Genomic DNA, 15397 nt, shown 5'->3' on the forward strand with positions numbered 1-15397 from the left:
CATACAAAGGAGAAACAATGAGTATTTTAACTGTAAAAAATTTGAGCCACAGTTTTGGTGGTCGTCAAATACTTAAAGATGTAAATTTTAGACTTTTAAAAGGTGAACATATAGGACTTGTTGGACCGAATGGTGAGGGTAAGAGTACCTTTTTAAATTTGGTTACGGGAAAACTTGAAGCTGAAGAAGGAAGTATCGAATGGGCAAAGAGAGTAAGAATTGGCTATCTTGACCAACATTCTGTAATTGGTGCGGATATGACTGTTCGTGATGTTTTAAAATCAGCCTTTTCATATCTTTTTGAAGTTGAAAGTGAATTAAATGATATTTATATGAAGATGGGCGAGTTATCAAGTCAAGAACTTGATGATATAATGATGGATGCAGCGGAGCTTCAAGAATTACTTGAAACGAATGACTTTTATATGATTGATTCAAAGATTGATGAAATTGCACATAATATGGGAATTAAAGATTGGCTTGATAGACCCGCTTTTGACCTTTCAGGAGGACAACGTTCAAAGATTTTACTTGCAAAATTGCTTTTAGAAAAGCCTGATATTTTGCTTCTTGACGAGCCTACTAACTATTTGGATGAGGAGCATATAAATTGGCTTAGAAGATATTTACAAAATTATGAAAATGCATTTATTTTAATTTCTCATGATATTTCATTTTTAAATTCGGTAATAAATTTGATTTACCATGTTGAAAATTGTGAAGTAAATAGATATGTTGGAGATTATGACGAGTTTTTAAGACTGAAAGAGTTGAAACAAAGACAAATTGAAGCGGCTTATAAAAAACAACAACAGGAAATTCAAGAACTTGAAGACTTTGTGCAACGTAATAAGGCGAGAGTTGCTACAAGAAATATGGCGATGTCAAGACAGAAAAAACTTGACAAAATGGAAAAAATTGAGCTTGTAAGAGAAAAACCAAAGCCAGAATTCTATTTTGAAACAGCTCCTTCTACAAGTAGATTAATTTTTGAAACAGAAGATTTGGTAATAGGTTATGACAAGCCTATAAGTAAGCCTTTAAATCTTCGTATGGAAAGAGGAGATAGAATTGCTATCGTAGGAGCGAACGGACTTGGTAAGACTACTCTTATAAATACAATTCTTGGAAATATTAAAGCCATTTCAGGCTCCGTTTCTTTCGGTCAAAACTTAGCAATAGGTTATTTTAAACAAGAGGAACATTACGATAATAACAACACTCCAATTGATGAGATGTGGGAGAGATTTCCAAGTTGGGAACAATTTAAAATACGTGCAGCCCTTGCAAAATGTTCTCTTACAACTGTACATATCGAATCACAGATGAAGGTTTTAAGTGGTGGAGAACAGGCAAAGGTTAGACTTTGTAAGATTTTAAATGAAAAGACAAATATTCTAATGCTTGATGAACCTACAAACCATCTTGATCCAGAGTCAAAGGAAGAATTAAAAAGAGCCTTAAAGGAATATAAAGGTGGAATATTTTTAATCTCTCATGAAAAAGACTTCTACACGGATATAGCGACAGAAATTTGGAATATGGAAGATTTTTCACTATTATAGAATGCCGTCAGCAATGGCGGTTTTTTGTTTGTATTTATCTCTTGTATTTTTTTGTGAAAAATAATATAATCATAGTTAAGTGTTTTTAAATTATTTAATAAATTTTAATTTAACTGATATTAAATAATGAATATTTTAAGGAGTTTTTATGAGTGATATAGATATAAATAATTCTAAAAGAAAGACCAAAAAGAAAAGTAATTGGCCTTTTATTTTAGTTTTTTTACTTGGATTTGGAATACTTATGTACCCTATAATCACAAGATGGTATTATAGAGTAGAATCAAAAAATGTTATCTCTACTTTTGATAGTGAAAAAGAAAAATTGTCAAAAGAAGAAGTTAAAAGAAAAATGGAATTGGCAAAGGCATATAATAGTACTTTGCATAATGAAGTTACTAAGGATCCTTATTCAGATGAAAAAAAGAAAGAGGGCAAGGTAGAATATGCGAGGATGATAGAGCTTCGCGAGTATATTGGACATGTTCAGATTCCCGCTATAGATGTTGATGTGCCAATTTATGCGGGAACTGATGAAGAAGTTCTTCAAAAGGGTGCTGGTCATTTGGAGGGTACATCTCTTCCTATTGGAGGAATTAATACTCATACTGTTATAACTGCACATAGCGGACTTCCAACAGCAACTTTATTTTCAAATCTTTCAAAACTTCAAATTGGAGATAAGTTTTATATTCATAATTTTGCAGAAACTTTGGCTTATCAGATTGATCAAATCAAAGTTGTTGAGCCATCAACTTTTGATGATTTACTTATTTCTGAAGGGAAAGACTACGCAACCCTTTTGACTTGTACACCTTATATGATTAATACTCATAGATTATTAGTCAGAGGTCATAGAGTTGAATATGACAAAGACCTTGTTGATAAGGAGTTGTTAGAAGGCAAAAAGAATATTTGGTATATGTATTTATTCTACTTTATTTTATTTTTACTTGTAATTTTAATTATTTCTACTTTGTATTATATTAGAAAGAGAAAAAAATTTAGTAAAAAACTAGAAAAAATAGATGTAGATAATATTAAATAGAGGTTTTTATGGAAATTAATGATAATAAAGCTAAATACAAAAGCTCTAAAAAGGTAAAACTTCCTTTTATCTTCATTTTTCTAATCGGATTTTGCATTATGATTTATCCTTTTGTATCTCAGTGGTATTATAGAGTTGAAAGTGGAAAGCGTATTGAAAATTTTGAAAAGGAATCATCAAAGCTCTCTAAGGAAGAAATAGAAGGAAGAATAAAACTTGCTAAAGCATATAATTCAACACTTGACCCGTCCAAACTTTCTGACCCTTATTCTAAGGAAGAAAAAAATCGAGGAGTTGCTGAATATGCAAGAATGTTACAAGTTGGAGAGTTGATAGGTCATGTTGAAATACCTAAAATTGATGAAAATTTACCAATTTATGCGGGAACTTCAGAAGATATTTTACAAAAAGGAGCAGGGCACTTAGAAGGTTCTTCACTTCCAGTCGGTGGTGAAAGCACTCATTCGGTAATCACAGCCCACAGAGGTCTTCCAACGGCTGCACTTTTTACAAAACTTGATAAATTACAAAAAGGGGATGTGTTTTTCATTCACAATATTCAAACTGTTTTAGCTTATGAAGTTGATCAAATTAAAGTTGTTGAACCGACAGATTTTTCTCCGATTTTAGTTGAAAGTGGAAAGGATTATGTAACTCTTTTGACTTGTACACCTTATATGGTTAATTCGCATAGACTCTTAGTTAGAGGCCATAGGATTGAATACACACCACTTGATAAGGCAAAAACTGTTAGTAAGAGAAGAAGTTTTTTCAGAAAATATTTTTATTGGTTACTTATGATTTTTATTATAGTACTAATTATTTTTTTATATAATTTGAAAAAATATTTAGATGTTAGAAAAAGAATTAAAGAGCTTGAGTTATAAAGAATGGGTTAAATTAAATGAAAAGTAAAAAAGTAAGAATGATTGGATATTTGGCTATGATTATAGGGATTTCACTTCCGATATATACCTTTACTAATTTAGTAGTTAATGATTATAGGCAAAAATCAATGTATGAAGAGTTTAAGTCTCTTCAAGAAAAGATGAGTGAAGAAGAAAAAAGTCAATTGGAAAATTCAATAAAAAAGTATAATAATAATGTAAAAAGTTCAAACATAGTAGATCCTTTCAGCAATGAAGAGTATAATACTGTTTATGAATTTAAAAAAGATGATCCGGATGGGATTTTTGCGTATATTAGAATTCCAGCTATAAATCTATATAAACCTATAAGACTTGATGCATCCTATAAACATCTAGATAAAGGTGTTGCTCACATTGATGGAACAGCTCTTCCAACTGGAGGAATGGGTAATAGAAGTGTAATCGCAGGGCATAGAGGTTGGTACAAAGATGTAATGTTTTTAAATATTTCCAAATTGAAAAAAGGAGATAAAGTTTATATTGAAAGAGCAGGAAAAACTTTAACTTATGTAGTTTCAAATACTGAAATTATAAAGCCTTATGAATGGGAAAAATTAGAGGCAGAAAAAGATAGAGACATTTTGACATTACTTACATGTGATCCAGCAATACCACCAAGTCCTTATCGAATGCTTGTAAATTGTGAAAGATTAGTAGAGAGCACACAAGAACAAGTAAAAGAGAAAGATGAAGTAAATAAAGATGTAAAGAATGTGTCTATTTTAGTATATTCTATTACTGGTGGATTGTGGATTGTATTTATCTTTACAGTTTATAAATTTATAAAATTTTTAATAAAAAGAAAATAAAAATAAGAACCCCACCCTTCCACGATGCTTTGCATCGGGTGGGTACCCGGGAACCTTGTTGTTTCACAATAGAAAAGACCTTGAGTTTTAAAACTTAAGGTCTTTTTTATAGTTTTTTTGTTTACTATATTGATTTTTTCTTTTCAATCATATAGTATGCTCCAATAGAACCTATCATAAACAATACTCCTGTTACGATAAATAAAGCTATACCACGTCCACCTGTATGTGGATAAGTTGCTTTTTCATTTGTGATGTTAAGAGTTTTAGTTTCTATATTATCTCCATTTTCCTGATATAAGATAGTGTTTTTAACAGTAGAAACCCCATTTTGCACTTCTTTTTCTAAGATTATTTTTCTTTCTTCATTATCAATCTTTAGATGATATTCAATATTTGATTTTTTATATCCCATTGGAGCAGTTTTTTCTGTAAGTATATAATTACCGCTTTTGAAGTCAGATGGGATTTCAAACTTAAAGCCATCTTTTGTACTTTGAGTTAAATCGTAAACTTCAGTTTTTTCTGAACTTCCCTTTAATTCTAACTCCAATTTTCCTTCTTTAATCAATTCATCTAAAAGATTTACTTTATTTAACATAAAATACATTGTACTAAATTTTTTGTTTTCAATATTATAAAAGTCATCATCAGATTTGAATTTTGAAGTATCATATTCTATTTTACCTGAATTTGTTACTTTAAAAGTTCTTACAAAATCCTTAGGAGTAATGTAGCCCTCTGGAGCTTTTAATTCTTTAATAGCATATTCTCCAGCTTCAAGTCCGTTAAATTTGAATTTTCCATCATTCCCAGACTTTGAAATAACATTCTTATTATCTCTTGTTACAACCTCGAAATTTCCATTTTGAGCTCTTTTATATAGTTCAAACTCAATATTTTGAGCAGGAATTTTGTTGTTTCCTTCTTTTTTGTATTTCAAAAATTCAATTTCTATATCTTTTATATTTGTTATCTTAACATTTCCAGATGTCGATTGTATGAAATTTTTATTATTTGAATATTCTATTTTAGTTTCAAAGTCTTTTGCCAAAGCTTCTTCCTTAACATAATATTCAAAAGCGTATCCATGATTGTCAAAAGCTATTAATTTTTCAAATGTAGTCTTCCAATCGCTGGCTTTATTTAATGTTTTTTCAGCAATTTCTTTCTCTTTTTCAGAGGATTTAAGATTTGGATTGGTTGACTTTCTGATAAGTTTTACTTTAATATCTTTTTTCATTTCTTCTGGTAAGTCATTACCACTTTTATATTTCCAAATCTTTTCTACATTGATATCCAAAGAATCTGCTTTTACAGAAGGTATTGGAAAATCTATAACTCGATCAGGATTTACACTATTAGGTGCTAATTTTGTAGGACCGTTTGTTTGATAGAAAAATCCTGGTTTGAAATCTTTATCTTCAGTTCTTAAATTAACTTTATATCTCAAGTTAATCCATTGACCTTTACCTAGATGTAATCCAGATAAAGAAAGTTGTCTTGAAACTTTATTATAACTAACATCTACATCTTCTAAAAGTGAATTATCTGATGCTGTAAGAGTATAATCCGATGGATCCCAATCTTTATTAGCACCTAAGTTCAAATCAACCATATTTCCAATTTCATCTGTTACAGATCCGTCAACAACTGTATTATGAATATCTTTTTCCAATTGGCTAAGTATATCACTCAGCTGATTTACATTCTTGGAATCATAATAATGCCTTGGAGAACTTGAAATACTTTTCATCAATTTTACTATATCCGCTCTTTCGAGTTTTCCTCCTGGGAACCAATTTTCATTAGTATTACTACTTTTGCTATCATATTCTTCTTTTTTCAATTCAATTCCAATAGTATAAGTTGAAAATTTGTTAACAAATTTTTGAGCTTCATAATATGTAGGAATACCATGATTAGTTACATGCACATCTCTACCTGTTACATCATTTTTGACATTATAATCTGCATGTTCTTCTTTATTTCCATCACCTTTTCCTCTTTCCAAAAAGTAAGTAGTTCCTCTTCCTTTTAAGTAATCTGAAAATTCAGCTCCACTTTGTTTTATGGAAGTCATTTTGTGGGAATAAGTAGGCATACCATCTGTTAAATGGACTATTATCTTCTTTTTTGCATTACTTTTATCTAAAATACTCGCAGCTTCTCGAAGAGCAGATTGTGTGAATGTCCCACCAATTCTCTTTTGGCCAAAACGGTCTTTTGGAACATTTCTAGGGACTTTATTTATTATTTTGTTAGCATCAGTTGTAAAGTCTTTAACACAATAATCCGGAGCGTTGCCTGTGAACTTACCATTATTGATATATCTTCCGTCAAATACATCTGAACCATATGTTACCAATGCAAATCTTACTTTTCCATTACCATTTTCAAGTACACTTTTTACGAATTTACTTAGAACTTTTTTAGCTATTCCAACACGGTTATTATCTTTCATTGAAGAGGAATTGTCCAAAACAATAACAATATCTTTGGTTACATCTTCTTCATAACTTTTTCCTTCGATTTTTAAGTCAATAAAAAACTCTCCATCCTTATCGCCTTTGCTTGCAGTCTTGGACAGTTTTGCTTCTTCATAATCTATAGGTTGATTTTTAAAGTTTCTAATAATACCGTCGCTTTCATTATAATCAGTTGGGAATTTTCCCTCATGATTTGTTGTATATCCCATATCAGCATTAATAAAGGCTGATATAGTAACTTGAAATAAAAGTATTAACACCAAAAAACAACTAATTAAGACTTTTTTTGATTTCATTTTATTACCTTCCCCAAAAATAAATATATATTAATAATTACAATTACAAGTATCAAAAAAACTGATGTTAAATATGTTCTATAATTTTTCAATAATTGTACATAAGATTTTGCTTCTAATTTTTTTCTATAAAACTAACCATTATTAGTTTACAATATATTTTAAATAAAATCAATCCCTAAAATAGAAAAATTATAAACCTCAAAAATTATTATTAATAGTTATACAATTTTCAACTTTTAAAAATTCTTTTAAATTTTTCAACTTTTCTATTGTTTTTTATTCAAATTAATGATATACTTATCATGAAATTGTAGAATATTTAGACAAATATTCTTAAACTTGAATTTATTATAAGAGTAGAATATGAAAAATTTGACGGTTTACAAGTCAAATTTTAATTATGTATACTCAAAGAATTTATAATAATTTATTTATTAGGAGGAGAGATTAGTTATGAAAAAAACAACTAAGGCGATTGTTTCAAGTATATTAGCATTTGCAATGATTATCGGAATATTTTCATCCGTGTTTTTACCTGCAAAAGTAAGTGCTGAAGCAAATGGAACTAAAAAAGTAACTTTGCATAAATTACTTTTAAAATCGAAAGAAGAATTAGAAAAATGGGATAGCGAAAAAGTTCAAAAAGGTGGTTACAATGGAACTCAAGATCTTAGCCAATTGAACAAAATCCTAGAAAAAATTGGTAATGGACATCCTAATTCTGTGAAAGAAATTTCTGGTGTTTATTTTGCTTGGCAAAAGAAGAATGATGCAGGCGAATGGAAATACATCAAAAATGACGGATCAGAAGCTACTGGATTAGAAGATGCTGAAATCTTGGGTGGACTTACAACAGCTAATGGTAAAGACTTTGATGTTACAAATCTTCCAGCAGGAGAATACCAAATAGTTGAAGTTAGAGAAAAATCAACTTATGTTGGAGAAAAAGGAGAAACATTAACTTCTCAAAAAGCTGTACCAGTTCTTATAACTTTACCTTTAGTTAAAGAAGACGGAGTTATTGAAAATGGGCATGTTTATCCAAAGAATATTCAAGAAAAACCACAAGTTGATAAGAATATTGAAGGAAAAACAGATTATAATAAAGCTGATAAACCAAAAGATAAAGTAAATAAGATGATTGGTGATGAAATTCCTTTTGAAGTAAAAACTAAGCTTCCTAAAGACGCTAAGTATAAGACTTTAAGATGGGAAGATACAATGACTAAAGGGCTTACTTACAAAAAAGGATTAGATTTTAAAGTTAAAGTATTAAATCCTGCTGAAGATGTAGCATTAACAGCTGGAACTGATTATGAATTAAAAGAAAATGGTAGTGGATTTGTTTTAAAGTTCAATGAAGCTGGACTTAAGAAAATTGAAGATGCTGCTACAAAAGGTGAAGTTGAATTTGTTTTAAAATACAAAGCTATTTTAAATGGTGAAGCTGTAGTTGATACTCCGGATAAAAACCAAGTTAAATTCGATTATGATAATAAAACAAGAGAATTCAAAGACCCAAGGGATAATGAAGTAACTCCTAAGAATAATGCTATAGAAGTTACAAAGAATTGGGCTGATGGAAATGCTCCTGCAGGAGCTTCTGTAACATATTACTTATATGAAAAAGGGGCAACTGCTGATCAAGATAAGGTTGTAGATAGTGTTACTAAAAAAGACAATTTTAATCATAAATTCGAAGGCTTAGATGCTAATAAAAAATATTATGTAAAAGAAGTTGTGGCAGGATATACTCCTGAATATACAGTTGAAGCAGGAAAAGTTACTGTTAAGAATACAAAAACTCCTAACAGTCCGACACCTGTAATTCCAACTTCTCCAGAAGTGGTTACTTATGGAAAGAAATTTGTTAAGACTAGTGAAAATGGAACTGATAGATTAGCTGGAGCTGAATTTTTAGTTGAAAATGAACAAGGTAAATTCTTAGGATTAAAAGATGCTGCTACAGTTCAAGCTGACAGAGATGCTTATAATAAAGCTCAAGAAGAATATGACAAGGCAATCAAAGCTTATAATGAATTACCTACAGACCAACAACAAGGTCAAGCAGGAACACAAGCTAAAGAAAAAATTGAAGAAGCTAAAGTAGCTCGTGATAAAGCTTTCTTAAAAGTAAGAACTGACTATGAATGGACTACTGAAGACAAGGCTGTTAAATTCACTTCTAATAAAAATGGTCAATTTGAAGTTTCTGGTCTTTTAGCTGGAAATTACAAATTAAAAGAAGTTAAAGCACCGGAAGGATATGCATTATTAAGTGGAAAAATTGAATTTGAAGTTAATGCAGATTCTTATTCAAAGGGTGGCGATATTAATTATGCTGTAGATCAAGCAGATAAAAAAGATGCTACAAAAGTTATAAATAAAAAAGTTACTATTCCTCAAACTGGTGGAGTAGGTACTATAATCTTTACTGTTGTTGGTATTACTCTAATGGGAGTTGCCGTTTATGCAATGAAGAGAAGAAATGCTGAAGAAAAATAATTTATAAATAGGTAAAAAATTATATCAGGAGTTTTCTCCTGATATAATTTTAATTGAAGGAGAAGAAGCATTGAAAAAATTTACGAAAAATTTAATATCTATTGTAATGGCTTTTGTATTGCTTCTGAATATAGGCTTAATTAGCAAAACGGTATTTGCATCTGAAACCATAGATATTTTCTTGATTTCTCAAAAAGGGAAAGAAGAGAAAAAACCTATAAGAGATACTAAATTAAAAGTTTGGAAGCTTAAAGACAGTTATGCTAACAAAGAAAAAAGTGAAATTATTGAAAAGCTAAAAGATTTAAAAGATGAAGATATAAGTAAAGAACACGGAAATTATACAGAAACATCAAAAAGTGATGTGGACGGAAGAATTACTTTAAGTCTTGAAAAAGGAACTTATTATGTTAGAGAAGTTTCAGACGATTCAAGAGATTATAAAATATCTCCTTTTACTTTCAAAGTTCCAGATGACGGAAATACAATTTATTCTAAAACAACTATAAAAATTCCGGATGCTTTAGGAAAGGTACGACTATTAAAAGTGTCTGAAGGAAATAATCCTCTTGAAAATGTAGGCTTTAAATTATATATGAGAACTGCTAATGGAGATGTTGAAGTTCCACTAACAGAAAATTCCTATGACAAAGATGGCTCATCAAGAATACTTTACACAGATAAGAATGGACAGATTTTTATTGATAAATTACCTCTAGGAGAATATATTTTTAGAGAAGTTAAGCCACTTTTTGGTTATACTGTAGATAATAGTGATACTTCATTTAAAATCGTTGATGAAAATGAAATCTCTCTTAAAGTTATAAACAAAAAAGCTGAAACAGGCGATAAGTTGTTTGTTAAAGTTTCAAGTGGTAACAAACCAAAATTCCTAGAAGGTGCTCATTTTAAAGTAATGATGAAAGACGGAGATAAATTTATCCCTGTTAAGAGAGATGGTAAAGATTATGTAGTTGTTTCAGGAAAAAATGGAGGTTTTAAAGTTGAAGATCTTCCTTTTGGAACTTACTACTTAGTAGAAACAAAGGCTCCAAAGGGTTATAGTTTACTTTCAGGAAGTGTTGAATTTAAAATAGATGCAAATTCAAAGAGTAATGAGGCAACTATTATAAAAAATAAAACTTTCAGAAGAGGGCTTCCGAAAACTGGAGATATTCTCTTTTTGATAATGACTCTTGGTGGTTTAGTAATTTTTACTACTGGATATTTTATTAGCAGAAAAGGAAAGAGCAAACAAAATTAATAGATTTTAATTTTAATAAAAATATTAATAGAGTTGAGTAGAACAAACTACTCACTCTTTTTTTAATTTATAAGCAAAAATATTTGAAAGGAAAAAATCTTTTTCGTATAAAAATACAAAGCTTCTTAATACAGCATATTAATAATTGACAACTGGTAAGATTTATAGTATATTTAATGTAGTTATTCTTATAAAAGAATAAAGAAAATAAAGGAGGATTTTATGAAAAAGAAATTGTTGTCAATGTTAATGGTGGGATCTATAATTCTACCAAGTGTAGTATTTTGGAATAATCCAAAACACGAAGTTGTTGCAGAAAAGAAAGAGGATACTGTTAATTTGAATGTCGTTCCTTATGTAAATGGACATAAGTTGAAAGATTTTTCTAAAATTGATGCAGATGCTTTAAAAGTAGGTGTTAGTTATTATGATTACACTACATATGAACAGTTTAAGTTATTTTCAGAACAAAATGATAAAAATTTAGTTGTAAAGAAAATTCCTAAAAATACTCAAGGAGCTATGTTATATGCAGATAATCAGGAAGAAGTTAATGATTATGGAGTTAAAGTGAAGAGTGCAGATTTTAAATACTATGAAGGGAAGCCATTCCCAATATTTGAAAGTCTTGACAGTGAATTTCCTCAAGAACCTCATTACTTGAATACAAAAGAAGATAGCATTTTAGCCATTAATTATGAATTAAAATATGATTTAAAACTTAATTTTGAAAATGAAGAGTTTGCAAAGAATGTAGAGATTGAACTTTTAGATCATAACAATAAACCTTTGGATATTCAAAAAGAAGTTAAAGGAAACTCAGTTATTATAAAAAATGTTGAATATAATCCGACTAAATCTGCTTTAAAATTGAAATTAGGAAATAAAGTATTTAGACTTAAATCTAATGATAATACCTCAGCTAATGAACAAGAAACTAATGTTTTTAAATTAGATCCTAGTTTCAAAAATAAAAAAGTTAATGCTGAAAAACATCTAGAAGTATCTATAGATGTAGAAGAATTTAAAAAGGAAGTTTCAAAACCTTTAAATATTCCTGACAAAGCTTTAAGACAAGAAATTTATAAAAACAATTTGGAAGTTCTTAAACATATTCCTGCTGATGTAAATGAAGCAGAAGCAAAGGCTAATTATTATATTTATGAATCACAAGTAGAATATATCAAAAAGTTAAAAATTTCAGAAAACACTGATACAACTGGTGTTGAAAAACTAACTAATGTATATCTTTTAGAAATAAAGGGAGAAAAACACAAAAACTTTAATTTTACTACATTTAAAAAGCTTCAATATTTAAATGTTGAAAAAGTTGGGATAGAAACTTTAGGTTTAAGTACTTTAGAGCTTTTAAAATCAGTAAAAGCTAATGATAACAATCTTAGAGAAATTAAATTTAATGATAATAATAAGATTGAATGGTTGGATTTAAAGGGAAATAATTTTAAAAATGGATTAGATTTTTCAAAATTAACTTCTCTTAAACATCTTGATTTGTCAGATCAAAAAGAAAAACTTGAAAATATAGATGTTACACCTCTTGTTAATTTAACTGAACTTAAACTTGAAAGACATAATTTGAAAAAATTAGACCTTTCTAAAAATACTGAATTAGGATCTCTTTCTTTAGATAATAACAAAGAAGATGATATGGGACTTACTGAGCTTGATTTAAGCAATAATAAGAAACTAACAGCAATTTATCTAAAAGAAAATAAATTGTCAGAATTAAAGATTGAAAATTTAAAATTATTTGGATTAAATATTCATGGAAATAGATTGACTACTATCGATTTATCTAAAATTGAATTTAACAGTGAATCTTCATATTTTGATTCAATCCAAAGAGTAAAATATAAAACTAATAATTTTGCAAAAATAGATATGAGTAAGATTGTAGGGAAAGAAAATTTAGATAAAGTTAAATTCGATGAAAAAGATACAAATCTTTCTTATGATAAGAATACAGGAATTTTAAATATTAGCTCAGATAAGGTAAAAAGTTTCACTTATTATTATAATACTAAAAATACAGGTGTTTTTAGTGTTATGGTTGTGAATGTTGAATTAGTTTTAGACGAAGAAAATAAACCAAAAACTTATGAATGGGTTCAAAATGAAGATGGAACATGGACATATCAGTCAACTGATGGAAAAGAAAAAATTAAAGACTCTTGGAAATTTATAAATAATGAATGGTATTTATTTGACAAAGATGGAAAAATGATAGCTAATAGCTGGTTTGAAGAAAATGATAAATGGTACTATCTTGAAGCGAGTGGTTCAATGTCAAAGAATGAATGGACAATAATAAACGGAAATTGGTATTATGCAAACGCAAGCGGAAGAATTTCACAAAACGAATGGGTATTAGTAGATGGAAATTGGTACTATGCAAATGCAAGTGGACGTATTGCTGCTAATGAATGGATTTTTGTTGACGGTAAGTGGTATTATGCTGAAAGTGATGGACGTATCACTCAAGGCAAAACCCTTAGAATTAATAATGTATACTATACATTTGATGATAATGGCGTTTGGATTAGATAAATTTTAAAAACTAATCATTTTAGTATTAATACATTGGATTGCAACTATAAAGAATGCGAAAACAGATCAGGTGGCTTAAGTTATAGTATAACTTCAATCATAGCTTTGTAAGTATCTGGTGTTGTTATATTTAAGAAAAAATATTAATAAAATAGTAAAAAGGCTGGTATAAACTAGCCTTTTTTATTGCGAAGCAACAAGGTTCCCGGGACCCACCCGATGCAAAGCATCGTGGAAGGGTGGGGTTCTTATTTGTAAAAATTAATTTGTTTTAAAATTGCTTGATTTTAATTTTTGCTAATTTGTTAAACATTAAATTTATAAATTGTATCATAACACGAGTAAGGAGAGTAAAAATTGCACAAAAAGGTAAATTCATGTTATAATATAAATTACTATTGTAACAATTTCTTATATTAGACAGATTTTATTTTGTTTGTCTTAAAATAATGTAATTGATTTTCAATAGCAAAATATTTTAACAAAAAGGAGGAAAAATGAAGAAGATAATTTCAAAAATTCTTATTCTTGCAATGTTATTTGCAGTATTACCGAAAGTTAGTTTTGCAGAGCAAAAAAATGGCGAAAAAACACATAATGTTGGTACAAATTCTATTAATCGTGGAGAGGCTAAGGAAAAATACGATGTAATACCTAAATTTGTATCAGGAACAGCAGGTAAGGATTTGCCAGATGGAGTAGAAAACCAAATTCCACAATCAGCTATTGACGCACCTAAAGGGTTTAAATATCAACTTAAGACTGATTTTAAAGAAGTAAAGGTTGATGGTGGAATTTGGAAGTTCAAAAGATGGGAAAAAGTTAATGCAGACGGAACTAAAACAGTAGTAAATAATGAAGTTCAAATTGTAAATGAAGATATCAATTTAAATGGAGTTTGGGAATTCGAAAAAGATGGTCAAGCAAATAAATTTAAGGTATTATATAGATTTGTTGCAGTACCTGATGACAGAGAGTTACCAGAAGCAGTTAAAAATAAAAAACCTGCAGATAGATATGATGTTCCAAATGGGACAAAAGTAACTCTTCCAAAATTTGATGATGTAAAAGTAGAAGGAGGAACTTGGAAGTTTATAACTTGGACGGTTCCTAAAAATAATAAAGTTGAACCAATAGAAAATGAAGCAATAGTTGAAAATGAAGATTTAAGATTACAAGGCGAATGGAAATTTGTAAAAGACGGTCAAGAACAACCAAATCCACAAAAATATAAATGGGTTCAAAATGAAGATGGAACATGGACATATCAATCAACTGATGGAAAAGAAAAAATTAAAGACTCTTGGAAATTTATAAATAATGAATGGTATAGATTTGATAAAGATGGAAAAATGATAGCTAATAGCTGGTTTGAAGAAAATGGAAAATGGTACTATCTTGAAGCGAGTGGTTCAATGTCAAAGAATGAGTGGGTATATAAAGACGGAAACTGGTATTATGCAAATGCAAGTGGAAGAATTTCACAAAATGAATGGGTATTAGTAGATGGAAATTGGTACTATGCAAATGCAAGTGGACGTGTTGCAGAAAATGAATGGATTTTTGTTGACGGTAAGTGGTATTATGCTGAAAGTGATGGACGTATCGCTCAAGGCAAAACTCTTAGAATTAATAATGTATACTATACATTTGATGATAATGGCGTTTGGATTAGATAAGTATAAGATTCTAAATAGAGACTGAGTAAAATTTTACTCAGTCTTTTTAGTGTATAAGTTAATAAATTTAAGAATAGATTGTTTTTTCTAAGTATAGCAGATAAGGATATGTATGTTTTTTAATTATCTTGCAAAAATATTAAGTATTTTTATAAAAAATTATGTTTAATAATTAAATTTTTGTGGTAATAAAAAAGAGATATTTTGAAAAGGTTAAAAAATAAAAAAGAAAAGGAGAGCCT

Annotated in this window: 9 protein-coding genes; 8 read left to right on the forward strand and 1 reads right to left on the reverse strand. The window is 29.0% G+C overall.

Translation table 11 applies throughout. The annotated features are described in order from the left end of the window. Window positions 1-17: 17 nt before the first annotated feature. The 4 genes from VJI95_RS07100 (at window position 18) to VJI95_RS07115 (ending at window position 4351) form a co-directional block, all read left to right on the forward strand. Window positions 18-1565, forward strand: a complete 1548-nt coding sequence (locus VJI95_RS07100; RefSeq protein WP_324010858.1) for an ABC-F family ATP-binding cassette domain-containing protein — start codon at window positions 18-20, stop codon at window positions 1563-1565. Window positions 1566-1713: 148 nt separating this feature from the next. Next, window positions 1714-2613 carry a class C sortase gene (locus VJI95_RS07105; protein WP_324010860.1) on the forward strand — a complete coding sequence of 300 codons (900 nt, stop codon included), beginning with the start codon at window positions 1714-1716 and terminating at the stop codon, window positions 2611-2613. 8 nt (window positions 2614-2621) lie between these two features. Continuing rightward, a complete protein-coding gene (locus tag VJI95_RS07110) occupies window positions 2622-3500 on the forward strand; it encodes a class C sortase (RefSeq protein ID WP_324010862.1) in 879 nt (292 codons plus the stop codon). 17 nt (window positions 3501-3517) lie between these two features. After that, the gene (locus VJI95_RS07115; RefSeq protein ID WP_324010864.1) at window positions 3518-4351 is read left to right on the forward strand and encodes a class C sortase; all 834 of its coding nucleotides are present in this window, start codon (window positions 3518-3520) and stop codon (window positions 4349-4351) included. Window positions 4352-4475: 124 nt separating this feature from the next. Here the strand turns inward: VJI95_RS07115 and VJI95_RS07120 are convergent, their stop codons facing one another. Further along, window positions 4476-7136, reverse strand: a complete 2661-nt coding sequence (locus VJI95_RS07120; protein WP_324010866.1) for a SpaA isopeptide-forming pilin-related protein — start codon at window positions 7134-7136, stop codon at window positions 4476-4478. A gap of 456 nt (window positions 7137-7592) precedes the next feature. Here VJI95_RS07120 and VJI95_RS07125 point away from each other — a divergent pair, with 456 nt between their 5' ends. The 4 genes from VJI95_RS07125 to VJI95_RS07140 all read left to right on the forward strand — a co-directional run bounded on the left by VJI95_RS07125 (window position 7593) and on the right by VJI95_RS07140 (window position 15155). Then, window positions 7593-9644, forward strand: a complete 2052-nt coding sequence (locus VJI95_RS07125) for a SpaA isopeptide-forming pilin-related protein (protein ID WP_324010867.1) — start codon at window positions 7593-7595, stop codon at window positions 9642-9644. A 70-nt stretch (window positions 9645-9714) separates the two neighbouring features. After that, window positions 9715-10908, forward strand: coding sequence for an MSCRAMM family protein (locus tag VJI95_RS07130; RefSeq protein WP_324010869.1), 1194 nt, complete (start codon window positions 9715-9717; stop codon window positions 10906-10908). Window positions 10909-11130: 222 nt separating this feature from the next. Further along, window positions 11131-13476 carry a hypothetical protein gene (locus VJI95_RS07135; protein WP_324010870.1) on the forward strand — a complete coding sequence of 782 codons (2346 nt, stop codon included), beginning with the start codon at window positions 11131-11133 and terminating at the stop codon, window positions 13474-13476. A gap of 497 nt (window positions 13477-13973) precedes the next feature. Next, entirely contained in the window at window positions 13974-15155 is a 1182-nt protein-coding gene (locus tag VJI95_RS07140) for an SHIRT domain-containing protein (protein WP_324010871.1), read from the forward strand. Window positions 15156-15397 lie beyond the last annotated feature (242 nt).

Source organism: Parvimonas sp. C2 (assembly GCF_035282405.1).
Lineage (GTDB): Bacteria > Bacillota > Clostridia > Tissierellales > Peptoniphilaceae > Parvimonas.

Coding starts and splice junctions, on each gene's coding strand:
- VJI95_RS07120 (WP_324010866.1), bottom strand. CDS start 7,136: ATGAAATCAAAAAAAGTCTTAATTAGTTGTTTTTTGGTGTTAATACTT.
- VJI95_RS07100 (WP_324010858.1), top strand. CDS start 18: ATGAGTATTTTAACTGTAAAAAATTTGAGCCACAGTTTTGGTGGTCGT.
- VJI95_RS07105 (WP_324010860.1), top strand. CDS start 1,714: ATGAGTGATATAGATATAAATAATTCTAAAAGAAAGACCAAAAAGAAA.
- VJI95_RS07140 (WP_324010871.1), top strand. CDS start 13,974: ATGAAGAAGATAATTTCAAAAATTCTTATTCTTGCAATGTTATTTGCA.
- VJI95_RS07125 (WP_324010867.1), top strand. CDS start 7,593: ATGAAAAAAACAACTAAGGCGATTGTTTCAAGTATATTAGCATTTGCA.
- VJI95_RS07115 (WP_324010864.1), top strand. CDS start 3,518: ATGAAAAGTAAAAAAGTAAGAATGATTGGATATTTGGCTATGATTATA.
- VJI95_RS07135 (WP_324010870.1), top strand. CDS start 11,131: ATGAAAAAGAAATTGTTGTCAATGTTAATGGTGGGATCTATAATTCTA.
- VJI95_RS07110 (WP_324010862.1), top strand. CDS start 2,622: ATGGAAATTAATGATAATAAAGCTAAATACAAAAGCTCTAAAAAGGTA.